Source organism: Sphingobium cupriresistens LL01 (assembly GCF_001046645.1).
GTDB classification, from domain to species: domain Bacteria; phylum Pseudomonadota; class Alphaproteobacteria; order Sphingomonadales; family Sphingomonadaceae; genus Sphingobium; species Sphingobium cupriresistens.
The window spans coordinates 229,152-247,392 of sequence record NZ_KQ130436.1 but is presented as its reverse complement, the minus strand read 5'-3'; the positions used below and the strand labels follow the sequence as shown (position 1 = coordinate 247,392).

Annotated in this window: 16 protein-coding genes; all 16 read left to right on the top strand. The window is 67.2% G+C overall.

Translation table 11 applies throughout. From position 1 onward, the window contains the following. The first annotated feature begins 26 nt into the window (after positions 1–26). From V473_RS17720 to guaD, 16 genes are read left to right on the top strand one after another with little or no spacing between them, the layout of a single operon-like run. A complete protein-coding gene (locus tag V473_RS17720; protein WP_066608123.1) occupies positions 27–1,181 on the top strand; it encodes a bile acid:sodium symporter in 1,155 nt (384 codons plus the stop codon). Continuing rightward, the gene (locus tag V473_RS17715) at positions 1,178–2,518 is read left to right on the top strand and encodes an AtzE family amidohydrolase (protein WP_066608121.1); all 1,341 of its coding nucleotides are present in this window, start codon (positions 1,178–1,180) and stop codon (positions 2,516–2,518) included. The genes V473_RS17720 and V473_RS17715 overlap by 4 nt, the downstream gene beginning before the upstream one ends. Beyond that, complete coding sequence (locus V473_RS17710; RefSeq protein WP_066608118.1) at positions 2,515–3,882, top strand: NCS2 family permease; 1,368 nt, start codon at positions 2,515–2,517, stop codon at positions 3,880–3,882. Before V473_RS17715 ends, V473_RS17710 begins: the two co-directional genes overlap by 4 nt. Next, entirely contained in the window at positions 3,879–4,796 is a 918-nt protein-coding gene (locus V473_RS17705; protein ID WP_082679225.1) for a 5'-methylthioadenosine/S-adenosylhomocysteine nucleosidase, read from the top strand. The genes V473_RS17710 and V473_RS17705 overlap by 4 nt, the downstream gene beginning before the upstream one ends. After that, entirely contained in the window at positions 4,796–6,373 is a 1,578-nt protein-coding gene (locus V473_RS17700) for a gamma-glutamyltransferase family protein (RefSeq protein WP_066608112.1), read from the top strand. The genes V473_RS17705 and V473_RS17700 overlap by 1 nt, the downstream gene beginning before the upstream one ends. After that, entirely contained in the window at positions 6,367–7,602 is a 1,236-nt protein-coding gene (locus tag V473_RS17695; protein WP_066608109.1) for an allantoate amidohydrolase, read from the top strand. Before V473_RS17700 ends, V473_RS17695 begins: the two co-directional genes overlap by 7 nt. After that, positions 7,589–8,839: a pyridoxal-phosphate-dependent aminotransferase family protein gene (locus V473_RS17690; protein WP_066608106.1), complete on the top strand. Its 1,251-nt coding sequence runs from the start codon at positions 7,589–7,591 to the stop codon at positions 8,837–8,839. The genes V473_RS17695 and V473_RS17690 overlap by 14 nt, the downstream gene beginning before the upstream one ends. Further along, positions 8,836–9,711 carry an allantoinase PuuE gene (puuE, locus tag V473_RS17685; protein ID WP_066608103.1) on the top strand — a complete coding sequence of 292 codons (876 nt, stop codon included), beginning with the start codon at positions 8,836–8,838 and terminating at the stop codon, positions 9,709–9,711. The genes V473_RS17690 and puuE overlap by 4 nt, the downstream gene beginning before the upstream one ends. Beyond that, positions 9,708–10,100, top strand: coding sequence for an oxalurate catabolism protein HpxZ (gene hpxZ, locus V473_RS17680; RefSeq protein WP_066608100.1), 393 nt, complete (start codon positions 9,708–9,710; stop codon positions 10,098–10,100). Before puuE ends, hpxZ begins: the two co-directional genes overlap by 4 nt. Next, the gene (gene uraD / locus V473_RS17675) at positions 10,097–10,552 is read left to right on the top strand and encodes a 2-oxo-4-hydroxy-4-carboxy-5-ureidoimidazoline decarboxylase (protein ID WP_066608097.1); all 456 of its coding nucleotides are present in this window, start codon (positions 10,097–10,099) and stop codon (positions 10,550–10,552) included. Before hpxZ ends, uraD begins: the two co-directional genes overlap by 4 nt. After that, positions 10,549–11,967 carry an FAD/NAD(P)-binding protein gene (locus V473_RS17670; protein WP_066608094.1) on the top strand — a complete coding sequence of 473 codons (1,419 nt, stop codon included), beginning with the start codon at positions 10,549–10,551 and terminating at the stop codon, positions 11,965–11,967. Before uraD ends, V473_RS17670 begins: the two co-directional genes overlap by 4 nt. Continuing rightward, positions 11,964–12,293 (top strand): hydroxyisourate hydrolase, encoded by a 330-nt coding sequence (gene uraH, locus V473_RS17665; protein ID WP_066608750.1) that lies wholly within the window; start codon positions 11,964–11,966, stop codon positions 12,291–12,293. Before V473_RS17670 ends, uraH begins: the two co-directional genes overlap by 4 nt. Position 12,294: 1 nt before the next feature. Continuing rightward, positions 12,295–13,725: a xanthine dehydrogenase small subunit gene (gene xdhA / locus V473_RS17660; protein WP_066608090.1), complete on the top strand. Its 1,431-nt coding sequence runs from the start codon at positions 12,295–12,297 to the stop codon at positions 13,723–13,725. Then, positions 13,718–16,027, top strand: a complete 2,310-nt coding sequence (xdhB, locus tag V473_RS17655; RefSeq protein ID WP_066608087.1) for a xanthine dehydrogenase molybdopterin binding subunit — start codon at positions 13,718–13,720, stop codon at positions 16,025–16,027. The genes xdhA and xdhB overlap by 8 nt, the downstream gene beginning before the upstream one ends. Beyond that, positions 16,024–16,944: a xanthine dehydrogenase accessory protein XdhC gene (gene xdhC, locus V473_RS17650; RefSeq protein ID WP_066608084.1), complete on the top strand. Its 921-nt coding sequence runs from the start codon at positions 16,024–16,026 to the stop codon at positions 16,942–16,944. Before xdhB ends, xdhC begins: the two co-directional genes overlap by 4 nt. Beyond that, positions 16,941–18,221, top strand: a complete 1,281-nt coding sequence (gene guaD / locus V473_RS17645) for a guanine deaminase (RefSeq protein WP_066608082.1) — start codon at positions 16,941–16,943, stop codon at positions 18,219–18,221. The genes xdhC and guaD overlap by 4 nt, the downstream gene beginning before the upstream one ends. Positions 18,222–18,241 lie beyond the last annotated feature (20 nt).

Below are 18,241 nucleotides of genomic sequence, written 5' to 3'. Positions count from 1 at the left end.
AGGGGCAAGGCGAGCATAAGGCCGGCATGGCGCGCCCGACCCTTGCTATCCTGCGGATTGACCCGTTTCTCTTGTGGCTGGTCGCGACGGTCGGCGCAGCGTCGCTGTGGCCGGCCAGGGGGCAGGCCGCGGGCTGGATCGATATACTGGCCGATATCGCGATAGCGCTGTTGTTCTTCCTTCATGGCGCAAAACTGTCGCGCGCGGCGATTCTGCAGGGGGCGGGCAACTGGCGGTTGCATCTGCTGGTCTTTGCATCGACCTATCTGTTGTTCCCGGCCGTCGGCATCGCGATGACATCGCTGATGCGGGGCTGGGCCGATCCGGTCCTCATGTCGGGCCTGCTCTATCTGACCCTGTTGCCCTCCACGGTCCAGTCGTCGATCGCCTTTACCGCGATGGCGGGCGGCAATGTCGCCGCCGCCCTGTGCAGCGCGTCGCTGTCCAACCTGATCGGCATCCTGCTAACGCCGCTGCTCGTCACCTTGACCCTGAATGTAGAGGGACATGGCGGCACGGCCACGATCCATTCCGTCCAGAATATCGCCCTGCAACTGTTGGTCCCCTTCGTCGCGGGTCATTTTCTGCGCCCCTATATCGGCGGCTTTATCGACCGGCGTAAGGGGCTTTTGATGCCGGTTGACCGGGGCGCGATATTGCTGGTGGTCTATTCCGCTTTCAGCGCCGCCGTCGCCGGCGGCATATGGACGCAGGTCGGCGTAGGCGACCTGATGTTGCTGCTGGGCCTCAGCGCGCTCGTTCTGGCTATCGTCATGAGCGTGAATATGGGCGTTGCGCGGCTGGCCGGGTTGGCGCGCCAGGATGCGATCGTGCTGCTGTTCTGCGGGTCCAAGAAAAGCCTGGTGTCCGGCGTTCCAATGGCCGGGGCGCTGTTCCCCCCGGCGCAAGTCGGCCTGCTGATCCTGCCGCTGATGATATTCCACCAGTTGCAACTTCTTATTTGCGCGGCGCTGGCTGGGCGGTTCGCGCGGCAGGCTTCTGTCCTCATTTCGACACCTGCCCCCCCGCTGCCCCGCAGCGAAGCGGACATTCATCGGGCCGCGGACGCCATCGGCCTGCCGATCCCAGCCGCCTGTATGCCCGGCGTGGTCGCGAACATGGCGCTGCTCGATCATCATGCCGGCCTGTTGCTGGACCGGAATGAAGGCGCCGCGCCATGACGGGAGCCATGGCGATCGCCCAGTCCGTGCGCAGCGGTCAGCAATCCGCCACGCAGTTGCTCGACCAGTGCCTGACGGCGCTGGCGAAGGAAGCAGCGCCGCTCTGCGCCGTCACCCGCATCATGGCCGGCCCGGCGCGCAGGGATGCGGCGAGGATCGACGCGCTGGTCGCCGCCGGTCGCGATCCGGGGCCGCTGGCGGGCGTGCCTTTTGGCGTGAAGGATCTGTTCGACATCGCCGGCCTGCCCACCACCGCCGGATCACGGCTCTATGCCGATGCGCCGCCAGCCACGCAGGATGCCGAAGCGATCCGTCGCCTGAAGGCGGCCGGCGCCATATTGGTGGCCAGCCTCAACATGGACGAGTTCGCCTATGGCTTTGCAACGATCAACGCGCTGCATGGCACGACCCGCAATCCGCATGACCTGACCCGCTTAGCCGGCGGGTCGTCGGGCGGGTCGGCGGCGGTGGTCGCGGCCGGGCTGTTGCCCTTTTCGCTGGGGTCGGACACCAATGGGTCGATCCGGGTGCCGGCCAGCCTGACCGGCCTTTATGGGTTGAAACCGACCCATGGCGCCCTGCCGATGACGGGCGTCTTTCCCTTCGCCGAAAGTTTCGACGATATCGGCCCGTTCACCGCGTCGCTGGCCGACATGGTGACGATATGGGAAGTACTGGCCGGCCGATCCGCGCAGGATGACGGCGCGCCGATCCGCCTCGCCCAGTTGGGCGGCCGCTTCGCCGAGAATATCGATCCCGACCAGAGCGCAGCGATCGACGCCATTGCGCCGGATGCGCCGGTCGTTACCGTGCCAGACATCGCCCGCGCGCGGTCCGCCGCCTTTCTGATTACGGCCAGCGAAGGCGGACGACTGCACCGCGCGGCGCTGGCGCGCGACGCCATGGCGTTCGATCCGCAGGTGCGCGACCGGCTGATCGCCGGCGCGCTGTTGCCCGATGGCCTGTATGCGGAAGCGCAGGCGTTCCGCGCCAGATTCCGCGCCACCATGCTGGACTTAATCGCGCCTTATGACGTGCTGATCGCACCGGCGACGCCCTGCACCGCGCCGCCGATCGACGATCCCCGCATCCTGATCGACGGGGCGATGACGCCGGCGCGCGCGGATCTGGGCATCCATAGCCAGCCGATCAGTTTCACGGGCTTCCCTTCGTTCAGCATTCCGCTCTATCGTCCGGGGCGGCTGCCATTGGGGCTGCAACTGATCGGCAAGCCGGGTGGCGAGCCGACCTTGTTCCGGCTGGCAGCCATGCTGGAGCAACGGGGCATCACCGGCGTCGCCATGCCGGGACATCCATATTCGGGGGACATCGCATGACGCCATCGCAGGTCGCGGATCACCATCCGCCAGAAGCGCCGACAGGCGCGCTGGACCGCTATTTCGCGCTCAGCCAGCGCGGCACATCGGCGCGAACGGAGGTGCTGGCCGGGGTGACCACCTTCCTGACGATGGCCTATATCGTGCTGGTCAATCCGGCGATTCTGGGGTCGACCGGGATGCCCGTCGCCTCGGTCGCGGCGGCCACCTGCTTCGCCGCCGCCTTCGCCTCGATCCTGATGGGCCTGACCGCCAATGTGCCGCTGGCGCTGGCGCCGGGCATGGGGTTGAACGCCTATTTCGCCTTCACCGTGGTCGGGCAGATGGGCGTACCATGGCCAATCGCGCTGGGCTGCGTCTTCCTGTCCGGCGTCGCCTTCCTGATCCTGACGCTGACCGGCGTGCGGCAGTTGATCGTGGCGGTCATCCCCACCTATTTGTTCGCGGCGGTGGCGGGGGGCATCGGCCTGTTCATCGGCTTTATCGGTTTGAAAAATGCCGGGATCGTGGGCGCGAACCCGGCGACCTTCGTGGCGCTGGGCGACCTGAAAGCCCCCGGCGCCGCGCTGGCGCTGCTGGGGCTTTTGGTGATCGGCACGCTCAGTGTCTGGAATGTGCGCGGCGCGATGCTGATCGGCATCGTCGCCACCACGATCGTCGGCTGGCTGACCGGCATGGTGACGGTCAAGCCCGAACCCTATAGCCTGGAGGCGTTGACCGGCACCGCCTTTCAGCTCGACCTGCCCGGCGTGTTCGGCCTGACCGGCAGCCATGGCCTCGGCCTGCTGGAAATCCTGTTCGTTTTCCTGTTCGTCGACCTGTTCGACAATATCGGCACATTGGTCGCGGTGACGAAGCGCGCGGGCCTGATGGACGCGGCGGGGCGCATCCCCGGCCTCAACCGCATATTGATGACCGACGCGGTCGCCACCATCGTCGGGTCGATGGCGGGCACCAGCACCGTCACCTCCTATGTCGAGAGCGCGGCGGGCGTGCAGGCGGGCGGGCGCACCGGGCTGACGGCGGTCGTCACCGGCATCCTCTTCCTTCTCACCATGTTCGTCGCCCCCTATGCGCAACTGGTGCCGCTGGCCGCGACCGCGCCCGCCCTCATCATCGTGGGCGGCCTGATGCTGGTGCCGCTGACCGAGGTGGAATGGGAAGACCCGATGTCGGCCATCCCCGCCTTCCTCACCGTGGCGATGATCCCGCTCACCTTCTCGATCGCCAATGGCCTGGCCTTCGGCATCACCGCCCATGCAGCGCTCAAGGCCCTGCGCGGCACGGCGACGCGCAAGGACTGGTTCCTGTTCATATTGGCCGGCCTTTTCGTCATTCGCTTCGTCTGGATGGGAGCAGCCTGATGCGTTTCCTTGCCCTCGCGCTGCTGGCGCTCGCCCTCCCCACCCCGGCCATGGCGCGCAAGGCGGACAGCACGCCGCGCACCGTGGTCATGACCGCCTTCCTCCCCGAATGGGATGCGCTGGTAAAGTCGGTCGACAAGCCCAAGCGGCACCAGATCAACGGCATGACCTTTCTGACCGGCCGGATGGCGGGCCAGCCGGTGCTGCTGATGCAGAGCGGCGTGTCGATGGTGAACGCCGCGATGAACACGCAACTGGTGCTGGACCGCTTCACCGTGCGGCGGATCGTCTTTTCAGGGATAGCGGGCGGGGTCGATCCCGGCCTGTCGATCGGCGATGTCATCGTGCCGCAGGACTGGGCGCAATATCTGGAAGTGTCCTTCGCGCGCAAAGCTGGCGATGGCTGGAAGACGCCCGAAGCTGTCGATGCGGACGCGCCCGCCAATTGGGGCATGATGTTCCCGCGCGGCGTGCGCATCGGCAATGCGAACGAGCCGGTGAAGCGCCATTATAGCTTCGGCGTCGATCCCGCCTTGCTGCGACTGGCGCAGAAGGTGGCGGGCGACGTCAAGCTGGAACGCTGCGTCCAGAATGAGGGTGCGGCCCCGGCCTGCCTGCCGCATGATCCCAAGATCGTGGTCGGCGGCATCGGGGTTTCGGCGGGCGTCTTCGCTGACAATGCCGAATTTCGCGACTATCTGAGCAGGGCGTGGAAGGCGCGCGTGCTGGACATGGAAAGCGCCGCGGTGGCGCAAGTCGCCTATGCCAATGGCGTGCCGGTCATCGTGTTCCGCAGCCTGTCCGATTTGGCCGGAGGTGATGCGGGCGAGAATCAGATGGTCGCCTTCATGGCTCTGGCGTCGGTCAACAGCGCTCATGTCGTGCGCGCCTTCGTCGCGGCGCTGCCCGACTGATGGCGCTTTCGACCGTATCTGGCCGACACGGCATGGTGACCGCGCCGCATCATCTGGCGAGCGCGGCGGGCCTCAGCGTGTTGCGTGACGGCGGCAATGCGGTGGAGGCCTGCGTCGCGGTGGCGGCGGCGCTGGCGGTGGTCTATCCCCACATGACCGGCATCGGCGGCGATGGCTTTTGGGTCATTCGGGAGCCGGAAGGGCGCGTTTATGCCATCCATGGCTGCGGCGGCGCGGCGGCCAAGGCGGATCTGCCGCTCTATGCGGGACTTGAAGCAGTACCGACGCGCGGGCCGCTGGCGGCGAACACGGTGGCGGGGACGATTTCGGGCTGGGCGGCGGCGCTGGAGAGCGGCACGCTGCCGCTGGCCCGACTGCTGCGCGATGCGATCGGCCATGCGCGGGCGGGCGTCGCCGTCACGGCGGGCGGCGCGGCCATCGCCGCGGCCAAGGGCGACGAGTTGCGCGGCCAGCCCGGCGCCTATGCGACGGTCTTCGAAGCTGACAGCCGTCCGCTGCGCGAAGGCGATCTGCTGCGCCAGCCCCTGTTGGCCGACACGCTGGAACGGCTGGCAACGGAAGGTCTGGACAACTTCTACACAGGGGCACTGGCCGCTGACATAGCCGCCGATCTGGAAGCGCTGGGCAGCCCACTGACCGCCGCAGATTTGGCCTCGCACGACGCCTTTACATCGACACCGTTGCACACACGGATCAGCGGCGCGACCCTCTATAACAGCGCGCCCCCCACGCAGGGCTTCGCCTCGCTGCTGATCCTCGCCCTGTTCGATCGGCTGTGCGCTGGGAGCGCCGAGGGGTTCGACCATGTCCATGGGCTGGTCGAAGCGACCAAACAGGCGTTTCTGATCCGCGACGCCCATGTCGGCGACCCGGCTTTCCACGATTATCACTGGCAAGGGCTGTTGGACGATCCCGCCGCGCTGGACGCGCTGGCGGCGAAGATCGATCCGGCCCGCGCCCTGCCCTGGCCGCCGCCGCCGCAATGGGGCGACACTTGCTGGTTCGCCGCGGCCGATGGCGATGGGCGGGTCGTATCCTGCATCCAGTCCACCTATTTCGAGTTCGGATCGGGCCTGGTGCTGCCGCGCACCGGCATCACCTGGCAGAATCGCGGCAGCAGCTTCCGATTGGCGGAAAGCGGCTGGAATGCGCTGAAGCCGGGCCGCAAGCCGTTCCACACGCTCAATCCCGCGCTCGCCTGTTTCGATGACGGGCGGGTCATGGCCTATGGCACGATGGGCGGCGAAGGCCAGCCGCAGACGCAGGCGGCCTTGTTCACCCGTTATGCGCGCTATGGCATGGATTTGCAGGAGGCGATCAGCGCGCCGCGCTGGCTGCTGGGACGCACCTGGGGCGACCAGTCGACCACGCTCAAGCTGGAGGACGGGTTTGACGACGGGCTGTATGCCGAACTGATCGCGGCCGGTCATGACGTCGAACAAGTCGGGCCAATCACCGCGACCATGGGCCATGCCGGGGCGATCGTGCGCTATCCTGATGGCAGGCTGGACGGCGCGACCGACCCGCGCAGCGACGGCGCGGTGGCGGCATGGTGAGCGGCGGAGCGAGAGCCGTCGCGCGATGCGATGCGCTGGGCGTCGCGCCCTATAGCGACATGGCGGACGGCCTGTATCGGGGCTATCTCACACCGGCCTATGCCCATGCGCAGGCGGCGCTGGCAGGGTGGATGGAAGAGGCCGGCATGGCCGTGCGGCGCGACCCCGCCGCCAACCTGATCGGCCGCTATGAAGGGCTGGACCCGGCCGCCCCGGCGCTGCTGATCGGCAGCCATATCGACAGTGTCAGGGATGCGGGGCGCTATGACGGGCCGCTGGGCATCATGCTGGGCGTGGAGGCGGTCGCGGCGCTGCACCGCGCCGGGCGTCGCCTGCCCTTCCCGATCGAGGTGATCGCCTTTGGCGACGAGGAGGGATCGCGCTTTCCCGCCGCCATGCTGACCAGCCGGGCGGTGGCGGGCACGCTGGCGACCGAGGCGCTGGACCTGCGCGATGGCGATGGCGTTGCCTTGGCGGACGCAGGCGTCGATGTCCGCGCCTATCTCTCCGCCGCGCGCGCGCCCGGCGCCACCCTCGCCTATCTCGAAGCGCATATCGAACAGGGTCCGGTGCTGGAGGCGCAGGGGCTGGCGCTCGGCGCCGTCACCGGCATCGCCGCGCAACTGCGCTATCAACTGACGCTGCGGGGCATGGCTGGCCATGCCGGCACGACGTCCATGCCCTTGCGCCGCGATGCGCTGGCGGGCGCGGCGGAGGCGATGCTGGCGATCGAGACACTAGCGCGCAATGCCGCCTCCGACCTCGTCGCCACGGTGGGGCGGATCGAGGCGCTGCCGGGCGCGCCCAATGTCATCCCCGGCGAAGTGCGCTTTACGTTGGATGTGCGATCGGGCGATGCGGGGCGGCGCGATCGCGCGGCCGAGGCGATGATCGCCGCCATCACCATCATCGCCGATCGGCGCGGGCTGGATTTGGCGACGACGCTGGTCCACGATCTGCCCGCCAGCCCCTGCGATCCCCTGCTGATGACCCTGATGGACGCCGCCATCGCGGGGACGGGACAGCCTGCCTTCCGCCTCGTGTCCGGCGCGGGTCATGACGCGATGGTGATGGCGGCGCTGTGCCCGACCGCCATGCTCTTCATCCGTTGCAGGCATGGGATCAGCCACCATCCGGCCGAACATGTCGATCCGGCCGATGCGGAACGCGCGTTACAGGCTATGCTGGGCTTCATAGATAAATTGGGAGAGTCCATTGCCGCCGCTTGATGATCTTCTGGCTTCCGGCTTCTTCGGCGAGATCGACCCGCCCCAGCGGCTGTTGATGGGACCGGGGCCGGTCAACGCCCATCCCCGCGTGCTACGCGCCATGTCGGCCGATCTGCTGGGCCAGTTTGATCCGGAAATGACGGGTTACATGAATCAGGTCATGGCGCTTTATCGCCCGATCTTCGGCACGCAGAACCCGTGGACGATGCTGATCGACGGCACCGCCCGCGCCGGAATCGAGGCGGCGCTGGTCAGCCTGGTCGCGCCGGGCGACACTGTGCTGGTGGTCAATTTCGGTCGCTTTGGCCTGCTGCTGACGGAGATATTGGGGCGCATCGGCGCGCGGATCGAAACGGTCGAAGCGCCGTGGGGCGAAGTCGTGCCGATGGACGCCATCGCCGCCGCGATCGAACGGGTGCAGCCCAGCGTCGTCGCCACCATCCATGGCGACACCTCCACCACCATGGCGCAGCCGCTTGACGGCCTGGGCGCGCTGTGCGCGGCGGCGGGCGCGCTGCTCTATGTCGATGCGACCGCGACGATCGGCGGCATGGAGCTGGCCGCTGATCGCTGGGGCGCGGACATCGTCACCGGCGGATTGCAGAAATGCCTGGGCGGACCTTCCGGCTCGGCGCCGATCACCATTTCCGATCCGGCGGCAGCGCTGATTCAGGGGCGCAAACATGTCGAGGCGGGCATCCGTCGCGACGACATCAGCGACGGCGCAGGCCCGCGCATCGGCTCCAACTATTTCGACCTCGCCATGATTATGGATTATTGGAGCGACAAGCGCCTCAACCACCATACCGAAGCGACGTCGATGCTCTATGCCGCGCGGGAATGTGCGCGGATCATGTTGGGGGAAGGGCTTGAGGCCCGCTATGCCCGGCATGAAGCCGCCGGGCGCGCGATGACCGCAGGCCTGCGCGCCATGGGGCTGACCATCTTTGGCGACGACGCGCATCGCATGACCAATGTGACCGGCGTCTTCATCCCGCAGGGCGTGGACGGCGAGCGCGTCCGCACGATGATGCGAAATGCGTTCGAGATCGAAATCGGCACCGCCTTTGGTCCGCTCCAGGGCCGGATCTGGCGGATCGGCGCGATGGGCTATAACGCGATGCAGCATAAGGTTCTGATCACGCTCGGCGCGCTGGAGGCCTGCCTGCGGCAGGAGGGGTTTGCGCTGCCCGCTGGCGAAGCCGTCCGCGTGGCGATGGAGGCGTGGGACGCATGACCTCGCCCCGTGACCTTATCGGCTATGGCGCGTCCCCGCCCGATCCGCGCTGGCCCGGTGGCGCGAAGGTCGCGGTGCAGTTCGTCGTCAATTATGAGGAGGGCGCGGAAAACAACGTCCTCAATGGCGACAAGGGCTCCGAAGCCTTCCTGTCCGAAATGGTGGGCGCGCAAAGCCATGCCGATCGGGCGATGGCAATGGAAAGCCTGTATGAATATGGCGCGCGCGCCGGTTTCTGGCGGCTGCACCGGATTTTCACGCAGCGCGCCCTGCCCGTCACGGTCTTTGGCGTGGCGAAGGCGATGGCGATGAACCCGGCCGCGGTCGACGCGATGCTGGCGGCCGACTGGGAGATCGCCAGCCACGGCCTGAAATGGATCGACTATCAAACTGTGCCCGAAGATGTCGAACGCGCCCATATCACGCAAGCGATCGCGCTGCACACCAGCCTGACCGGCCGCCGCCCGCTGGGCTGGTATCAGGGTCGCACATCGCCCAACACCGCCCGGCTGGTGCGGGAGGAAGGCGGCTTCGTCTATGATGCGGACAGCTATGCCGACGACCTGCCCTATTATGATCGGGGTCAGTTGATCGTCCCCTATACGCTCGACGCCAACGACATGAAGATGGTCGCCTATAACGGCTTTACCGAGGGCGAGCAGTTCTTCCGTTATCTGCGCGACACGTTCGATCAGTTGCGGGAGGAAGGCGGGCGGATGATGTCGGTCGGCCTGCATGGCCGCATCGCCGGACGCCCCGCCCGCGCGCGCGCGCTGGCCCGCTTCCTCGATCATGTCATTGCATCTGGCGACGCCTGGGTCGCCCGTCGCATCGATATCGCCCGCCACTGGATGGAGCTTCACCCCGCATGACGATAGACGATCCCATATTGCTGGCCGAAATCACCGCCGCCTTCGCCGCATATGAGCGCGCGCTGATGGCGGATGACGTGCCCGCCATGGATGCGCTGTTCCACGATGCGCCGACCACCAACCGCTATGGCGTGGGCGAAGTGCTGTACGGCATCGAAGAGATACGGGCATTTCGCAAGGGGCGGGGCGGATCGCCGCAGCGCAAGCTGGGGAAGGTCGCGATCACCGTCTATGGCGCCAATGAAACCGGAGCCTTCGCCACCGCCGACGCTGAATTTTTCCGCGAGAATAGCGACCGGCGCGGCCGCCAGACGCAAAGCTGGGTCAAGTTCGCCGATGGCTGGAAAGTCGTGTCGGCGCACGTCTCGCTGGAGGGGAACACGCATTGACCGGCCCCAAAGAAGCCTTGTTCGAACATAGCCCCTGGATCGAGGCGCGGGCCGACGCGCGCCCGTCGTCCGGCGACCGCTGGGCGGACCTGATGGCGGTGGTCCGCGGCGCCAGCGGCGAGGAGCAACTGGCCCTGATTCGCGCGCATCCCGAACTGGCGGGCAAGGCGGCGATCGACCGGACGCTGACCGACGCATCGGCGGCGGAACAGGCGTCGGCCGGGCTGGATCGGCTGACGCCGCAAGACTATGCGCGCTTCCATGCGCTCAACGCCGCCTACCGGGCGCGCTTTGGTTTCCCCTTCATCATCTGCGTGCGGCTGACTGACAAGGCGGGTATATTGGCGGCCATGGAAGCGCGTCTGCGCCACGAGCGGGACGAGGAGATCGCCACCGCCATCGCCCAGATCGGCGAGATCGTCCGCCTGCGCCTGAAGGATATGGCGGCATGAGCGGCCTGCCCGACCTGGAAGCGGACCTCGCCCGCCAACTGTCGCTGATCGGTTTCGGCGGCGCGGACTGGACCCGGCCGCGCGGCCATCCCGATGGTCCTGTTCATGACGTGGTGATCGTGGGCGGGGGGCAGAGCGGGCTTGCCGCGGCCTTCGGCCTGTTGCGCGAGCGCGTGTCCAACATCCTGATCATCGACGAAAGCCCGGCGGGGCTGGAGGGACCATGGGACAGCTATGCGCGGATGATCACGCTGCGCACGCCCAAGATGCTGAACCCGATCGATTTCGGCGTGCCTGCGCTGACCTATCGCGCATGGTGGGAGGCGCAGCATGGCGCGGCGGGCTGGGACGCGGTCGACAAGATCGCGCGCGGCGACTGGATGGCCTATCTGCGCTGGTATCGACGGGTGCTGGCGCTGCCGGTGCGCAACGATACGCGGTTGACGCTGATCGAGCCGCTGGCAGGTGGACTGCACCGGCTGCATCTGGACGGACAAGCGCCTCTGCTGGCGCGCAAGGTCATATTGGCGACCGGGATCCAGGGCGGCGGGCAATGGCACACGCCGGCGATGATCCGCGACGCCCTGCCCCGCCATCTCTACGCCCACACCAGCGAGCCGATCGACTATGCCGCGCTGGCGGGCAAGTCGATCGGCATATTGGGCGGCGGTGCGTCGGCCTTCGACAATGCCCATGCGGCGATGCGCCTGGGCGTGGCGGCGGCACATGTCTTCATTCGTCGGAAAAACCTGCCGCGGATCAACCCCATTCGCTTCATGGAGCGGGTCGGCTTCACCGGCCGCTATCCCGCACTGGACGACGCGACCAAATATCGGGTGATGGCGAGTTTCCTGGGCCATAACCAGCCGCCCACCAACGACACATTCGATCGCGCGGCGGCCTGGCCCGGTTTCGCGCTGCATCTGGGCGCGCCGTGGCTGGATGTGAGACAAGAAGATGGACAGGTCTGCGTGCGTACGCCGCAGGGCGAACAGATGTTCGATTTCGTGGTGCTATCGACCGGCCTGATCAGCGATCCCGGCCTGCGCCCTGAACTGGCTGGGCTGGCGCCGCATATCGCGCGATGGGCCGATCGCTTCACCCCGCCGCCGGGCGAGGGCAATGCGCTGATCGACGCGCATCCCTATCTCGGCCCCGGCTTCCAACTGCTGCCGCGCGATGAGGCGGGCGCAGCGGCGCTACACGGCCTGTTCGCCTTCAACTATTCGGCGCTTGTCAGCCTGGGCCTCTCCGCCTCGGCGCTGTCCGGGTTGCAGACCGCCCTGCCCCGGCTGGTGCGCGGCGTCACCGACCAGCTGTTCCTGGACGACGGGGATGCGCTGGTCGCCGACCTGATCGCCTATGACGAAGCGGAATTTGTCGGCCAATGGCCGCGTCAGGAGGCGACGGCATGACCAGCCTGTCCACCCATGTTCTCGACACTGCTTATGGCTGCCCGGCCGAAGGCGTGGCGATCCGGCTGCTGTCGGCGCAGGGCGCGCTGCTGTTTGCAGGGAAGACAAATGCCGACGGCCGCTGTCCCGGCCTGCCGCCGATCGAACCCGGCCAATATCAGCTGACATTCGCGGTCGCGGCCTATTATCGAGCGCGCGGGACCATATTGTCCGACCCGCCTTTCCTTGACGTTATAACTGTCCAGTTCGGTGTCTCCGACGATGGCCATTATCATGTGCCGTTGCTGGTATCGCCCTATGGCTATTCGACCTATCGGGGCAGTTGAGATGAGCGGCGTGCGCTTCCTGCTGGACGGCGTCGTAGTGGAGATCACGCAGGTTGATCCCACCGCCACCCTGCTCGATCATCTACGCTATCGCCTTGGGCGGACGGGCGCGAAGGAGGGCTGCGCCGAGGGCGATTGCGGCGCCTGCACCGCGCTGGTGGGCGAACTGGATGGCGACGGCATCGCGTGGCGGGCGCTTAACAGCTGCATCCTCTTCCTTCCGATGCTGCATGGCAAGGCGCTGCTGACGGTCGAGAGCCTGGGTGACGATAGCGCGCTCACCCCGTTGCAGACCTGCATGGCGGCGAACGGCAGTTCGCAATGCGGTTTCTGCACGCCCGGCTTCGTCATGTCGCTGCATGGCCGCTGCATCGGCGCGCGGGGCCATGACTTGCCGGTCGCCGATGTGCTGGCGGGCAATCTGTGCCGCTGCACAGGCTATGGGCCGATATTGGACGCGGCGGAAAGCGTGCCGACGCTGCCGCGCGAGGATGCGGGCATGGTTGCGGCTTTGCGGGCCATCGCATCGGACCAGACTATCGCGGGCGGCGATGGCGCGCGGCGCTGGTTCATCCCCCGCACCGCCCAAGCGCTGGCCGAGCTGCTGGCCGCCCATCCTGACGCGCGGCTGGTGGCGGGGGCGACCGATGTCGGCCTGTGGGTGACGAAGGGGCTGCAAACGCTGGAGACTTTGATTTTCATCGGCGACATTGCGGAATTGCAGACGATCGCGGAAGGGCCGGACGGGCTGACCATCGGCGCGGGGGTGCGCTATGCCGACGCCCATGCCGCCTTCGCCCGGCTGCACCCCGACCTTGGCGAACTGGTGCGTCGGATCGGCGGATTGCAGGTGCGCAATGCGGGAACCGTGGGCGGCAACATCGCCAACGGATCGCCGATCGGCGACGGGCCGCCGGCGCTGATCGCGCTGGGCGCCAGCCTGACGCTGCGCAGCGCCGTGGGACGGCGCACGATGGCGCTGGAGCAGTATTTCCTGGCCTATGGGCAGCAGGACCGGCGGCCGTTCGAATTTGTCGAGAGCATATATGTGCCGCGTCCCGCGCCGACCGACATCATCCTGATCGGCAAATTGTCCCGTCGGTTCGACAGCGATATTTCGGCGGTGTGCGGCGCGATCCGGCTAAGGATGGAAGGCGAGCGGATCATTGAGGCGCGGGTCGCCTTTGGCGGCATGGCGGCGACGCCGCGGCGCGCCGCGGCTTGCGAGGCGGCCCTAACCGGCGAATCTTTGACACGGACGACGATCGCGGAGGCGGTGGCCGCGCTGGGTGGGGATTATGATCCGCTCAGCGATGTGCGCGGCAGCGCCGCCTATCGGATCAAGGCTGCGGCCAGCCTGTTGTGGCGGCTGTTGCATCGGGAGTCGGGCGCGGCGGTATCGCTGCTGGCGCTGGAGGTGGAGCATGGCTGAGCGCGATCCCAGCTTGGCGGCGCTGGCGAAGCCATCCAACCCGCATGACAGCGCGGCGCTGCATGTCAGCGGCCTCGCCCGCTATGCCGACGATCTGCCGGAACCGGCGGCGATGCTGCATCTGGCTTTCGGTCAAAGCAAGGAGGCCCATGCGCGGATCACGGCCATCGACCTGACCGCCGTGCGCGCCGCGCCGGGCGTGGTCGCGGTCTATACCGCCGCCGACATTCCCGGCGCCAATGACGTCAGCCCGGTCGCGGGCGACGACCGGCTGCTGGCGGATGGCGAAGTCATCTGCATCGGCCAGCCGATCTTCCTGGTGGCTGCGACCAGCCAGCGCGCGGCGCGGCAGGCGGCACGGTTGGGCGAGATCGCTTACGAACCGCTGCCCGCGCATCTGACGATCGCGGACGCCCGTGCCGCTACGTCGCTGATCGAGCCGACCCAGCGCATGGCGCGCGGCGACGCCGCCGCAGCGCTGGTGCAATCGCCCCATCTTCTGGCCGGTGGTTTCGACATGGGCGGGCAGGATCATTTCTATCTGGAGGGGCAGGTCGCGATCGCGACGCCGGGCGAGGATGGGCAGATGCATCTCTTGTCCTCCACCCAGCATCCCAGCGAAGTGCAGCATCTGGTCGCCCATATGCTCTGTCGCCGTTCCGCCGACGTGACGGTCGAGGTGCGACGCATGGGCGGCGCGTTCGGGGGGAAGGAGACGCAAGCCGCCCTCTTCGCCGCCGCCGCCGCCCTGGTCGCGGACAAGACGGGACGCCCCGCCAAGTTCCGCTGCGACCGCGACGACGACATGGTGATGACCGGCAAGCGCCATGACTTTCGGGTCGATTATGAGGCGGGTTTCGACGCGGAGGGGCGCATACGCGCGCTCAAGCTTGGGCTTGCCTCGCGCTGCGGCGCGACGGTGGACCTTTCCCCCGCGATCAACGACCGTGCGATGTTCCATGCCGACAATTGCTATTATTTACCCGCAATCGAGATCGTTTCGGAGCGGCTGAAAACCCACACAGTCTCCGCTACTGCCTTTCGCGGCTTTGGCGGGCCGCAGGGGATGCTGGCGATCGAGCGGATCATGGACGATGTCGCCGCACATCTGGGCGTCGACCCGCTGGATGTGCGGATCGCCAATCTTTACGGCCCCGGCCGCGACGTCACCCCCTATGACATGCCGCTCACGGACAATATCGCGCCGCAACTGATCGCCCGGCTGCGCGCGGACGCCCGCTATGATGCAAGGCGGCAAGCGATCGCCGCGTTTAACGCACGCAATCCGGTGCTGAAGAAGGGGATCGCGCTGACCCCGGTCAAGTTCGGGATCAGCTTCACCACCACCCACCTCAATCAGGCGGGCGCCCTGGTCCATGTCTATGCCGATGGCAGCATCCAGATCAATCATGGCGGCACAGAGATGGGCCAGGGCCTCTATATCAAGGTGGCGCAGGTGGTGGCCGACGTGTTCGCCGTGCCGGTGGGGCAGGTGCGGATCACCGCGACGCGGACCGACAAGGTGCCCAATACCTCCGCCACGGCGGCGTCATCGGGCGCGGATTTGAACGGCATGGCAGCTTATAACGCCGCGATGACGATCCGCGACCGGCTAACCGAATTTGCCGCGCGCAGTTTCGGTTGTGCAGACGAAGAGGTGCGCTTTGTGGCCGGCGACGTCCAGATTGGCGCGGAGCGACTGGGTTTCGGCAATCTGTGCCGCAAGGCGCATATGGGGCGCATCTCGCTCTCCTCCACCGGCTATTACGCCACGCCCGACATCGCCTATGACCGCGCCGCGCATAAGGGCCGTCCCTTTTATTATTTCGCCTATGGCGCGGCGGTGGCGGAGGTCGCGATCGACACGCTGACCGGCGAGCATCGGGTGCTGGCGGTCGATATCCTGCATGATGTCGGCCAATCGTTGAACCCTGTGATCGATATCGGCCAGATCGAAGGCGGCTTCCTTCAGGGGCAGGGCTGGCTCACCACCGAGGAACTGGTCTGGGATGACAAGGGCCGGCTGCTGACCCATTCGCCCGCCACCTACAAGATCCCGACCGCATCGGACCGGCCGCGCCATCTGTCGATCCAGCTATGGGATGGGGAGAATGTCCAGCCGACGATCAACCGGTCCAAGGCGGTGGGCGAGCCGCCCTTCATGCTGGCGATTTCGGTCTTTTCCGCGCTCCATCAGGCGATCGCCGCGGTCGCGTCCGACACGCGCGCCCTGCCCCCGCTCGACGCCCCGGCGACGCCGGAGCGCATATTGCGCGCCATCGCGGATCATCGCGCCGCATGAGCGACTGGCTGGCATGGATGAAGGATGTGGCGTCGAGCGAACCGGCCGCGCTGGTGAGTGTGCTGGCGAGCGAGGGATCGGCGCCGCGCGGCGCGGGCACGCGGATGCTGGTCAGCGCCGACCGCTTGTTCGGGACGATCGGCGGGGGCCAACTGGAACATCGCGCGATCGAGCAGGCGCAGGCCATATTGGCATTGCCGCCGGGCAACTGGCGTGTGCAGGATTATCCGCTGGGACCATTGCTGGGCCAATGTTGCGGCGGGCGGGTGCGGTTGCTGATCGAGCATGTCGATCCCGCAGCGCTCGACTGGTTGGCCGATGCGGCGGAGGAGCGGGTGTTGGTGTCCACGCTCACGCCCGGCCGGATCGAACGCCATGTCAGCGCGCAGGCCGCGCCCATCGCCCTGTCAGCGCGGGGCGATCGGCCGCGTGAGGGCGCGACCTTCGCCGAGATGATCGGCCAGCGCCGTCGTCCGCTCTATCTGTTCGGTGCGGGCCATGTCGGGCAGGCGATCGCCCGCCATGCGCAGGCGCTCCCCTTCCGCCTCGCCTGGTTCGACACGCGGCCCTTGTTCGAGACGATCGACGGCGTGGCCATCGTGCCGGAAGATGCCATCGCCCAGTGCGTCGCCGAAGCGCCCGATGACGCCGCGCTGTTGATCCTGACCCATGACCATGCGCTCGATTATCGGCTGACCCGCGCGGCGCTGGAGCGGGGACCGATCGCCTTTGTCGGCCTTATCGGATCGCAGACCAAGCGCGCACGCTTCCATAGTCGGCTAGATCGCGACGGTGTGGGCGAAACGGCCCGCGCGCGGCTGACCTGCCCGATCGGGGTCAGCGGCGTGACCGGCAAGGAACCGGATGTGATCGCCATCGCCGCGCTGGCCCAATTGCTGCAACTGGAGCGGCCATGACCATCCAGGCCTTTCGCGGCGAAATCCTGTCGGTGGCGCATGATCCGCTGACCTGCGCCGAAGCGGTGCGGCATGAGCCGGACGGGATGCTGCTAGTCGAGGACGGCATCATCGTGGCGCGCGGCGCCTATGCCGACCTGGCGCCGCTTCATGCCGATATGCCGGTCGAAACGCTGCCGGGGCTGATCGTGCCGGGCTTCATCGACGCCCATGTCCATTATCCGCAAATGGACCGGATCGCTTCGCATGGGGAACAGCTGCTCGACTGGCTCGACCGCCATATTTTCCCGGCGGAGAAAGCCTTTGCCGATCGCGCCCATGCCGACCTGGTCGCCGGGTTGTTTCTGGACGAACTGCTGCGGAACGGCACCACCAGCGCCTTGGTCTTCCCGACCGTCCATGCCCATTCGGTAGATGCGTTGTTCGATGCGGCATTGGCCCGGAACATGCGGATCATTTCCGGCAAGGTGCTGATGGATTTGGGACCTGAAGGGTTGGCCGACTCGCCGGAAACGGCGCGTGGGGAGAGCGAGGTGTTGATCGGCCGGTGGCGCGGCCAAGGGCGGCTGGGCTATGCGGTGACGCCGCGTTTCGCGCTGACCTCGTCCGACGCGCAATTGCATGTCGCCGGTGCTTTACTGGCGGATCATGCCGATGTGCTGCTCCACACCCATCTGGCGGAGAATATACGCGAATGTGCGGCGGTGGCGGCGCGTTTTCCCGACGCGGCAGACTATCTAGACGCCTATGATCGCTTCGGACTGGTGGGCGCGCGGTCGGTCTTCGCCCATGGCATCCATCTGTCCGACCGCGCTTGCGCCCGGATGGGGCAGAGCGGCGCGGGGGTCGCGGTCTGTCCGACATCCAATCTGTTCCTGGGGTCGGGCTTCTTCGATTTCGCGCAGGCGGCGCGGCATGGGCTGACGATCGGCCTTGGCACCGATGTCGGGGCGGGCACCAGTTTTTCGATGCTGCACACCGCCGGGGTCGCCTATCAGGCAGCGCTGATGCGCAGACATCGGCTCGATCCGTTTCGCGCGCTATATCTTGCAACCGCAGGGAGCGCGGCGTTGCTGCATATCGGTGACAGGGTCGGCGGGCTGCTGCCAGGGCAGGAGGCCGATTTCGCGGTGCTGGACTGCGCCGCCACGCCACTGCTGGCGCGGCGCACCGCCGACGCGGACCTTGCCGAACGGCTGTTCGCATTGCAGATATTGGGCGATGACCGGGCCGTCGCGCGCACCTATATTATGGGGCGGCGCGTCGCCTGTGGATGATGGCGCGCATGATGGAAAGA

Bases quoted from the DNA above. Each gene is read 5' to 3' on its own strand.
- uraH (WP_066608750.1), top strand. From the start codon at position 11,964: ATGACCAGCCTGTCCACCCATGTTCTCGACACTGCTTATGGCTGCCCG.
- V473_RS17720 (WP_066608123.1), top strand. From the start codon at position 27: ATGGCGCGCCCGACCCTTGCTATCCTGCGGATTGACCCGTTTCTCTTG.
- puuE (WP_066608103.1), top strand. From the start codon at position 8,836: ATGACCTCGCCCCGTGACCTTATCGGCTATGGCGCGTCCCCGCCCGAT.
- xdhB (WP_066608087.1), top strand. From the start codon at position 13,718: ATGGCTGAGCGCGATCCCAGCTTGGCGGCGCTGGCGAAGCCATCCAAC.
- xdhC (WP_066608084.1), top strand. From the start codon at position 16,024: ATGAGCGACTGGCTGGCATGGATGAAGGATGTGGCGTCGAGCGAACCG.
- hpxZ (WP_066608100.1), top strand. From the start codon at position 9,708: ATGACGATAGACGATCCCATATTGCTGGCCGAAATCACCGCCGCCTTC.
- V473_RS17670 (WP_066608094.1), top strand. From the start codon at position 10,549: ATGAGCGGCCTGCCCGACCTGGAAGCGGACCTCGCCCGCCAACTGTCG.
- guaD (WP_066608082.1), top strand. From the start codon at position 16,941: ATGACCATCCAGGCCTTTCGCGGCGAAATCCTGTCGGTGGCGCATGAT.
- xdhA (WP_066608090.1), top strand. From the start codon at position 12,295: ATGAGCGGCGTGCGCTTCCTGCTGGACGGCGTCGTAGTGGAGATCACG.
- V473_RS17715 (WP_066608121.1), top strand. From the start codon at position 1,178: ATGACGGGAGCCATGGCGATCGCCCAGTCCGTGCGCAGCGGTCAGCAA.
- V473_RS17710 (WP_066608118.1), top strand. From the start codon at position 2,515: ATGACGCCATCGCAGGTCGCGGATCACCATCCGCCAGAAGCGCCGACA.
- V473_RS17695 (WP_066608109.1), top strand. From the start codon at position 6,367: ATGGTGAGCGGCGGAGCGAGAGCCGTCGCGCGATGCGATGCGCTGGGC.
- V473_RS17700 (WP_066608112.1), top strand. From the start codon at position 4,796: ATGGCGCTTTCGACCGTATCTGGCCGACACGGCATGGTGACCGCGCCG.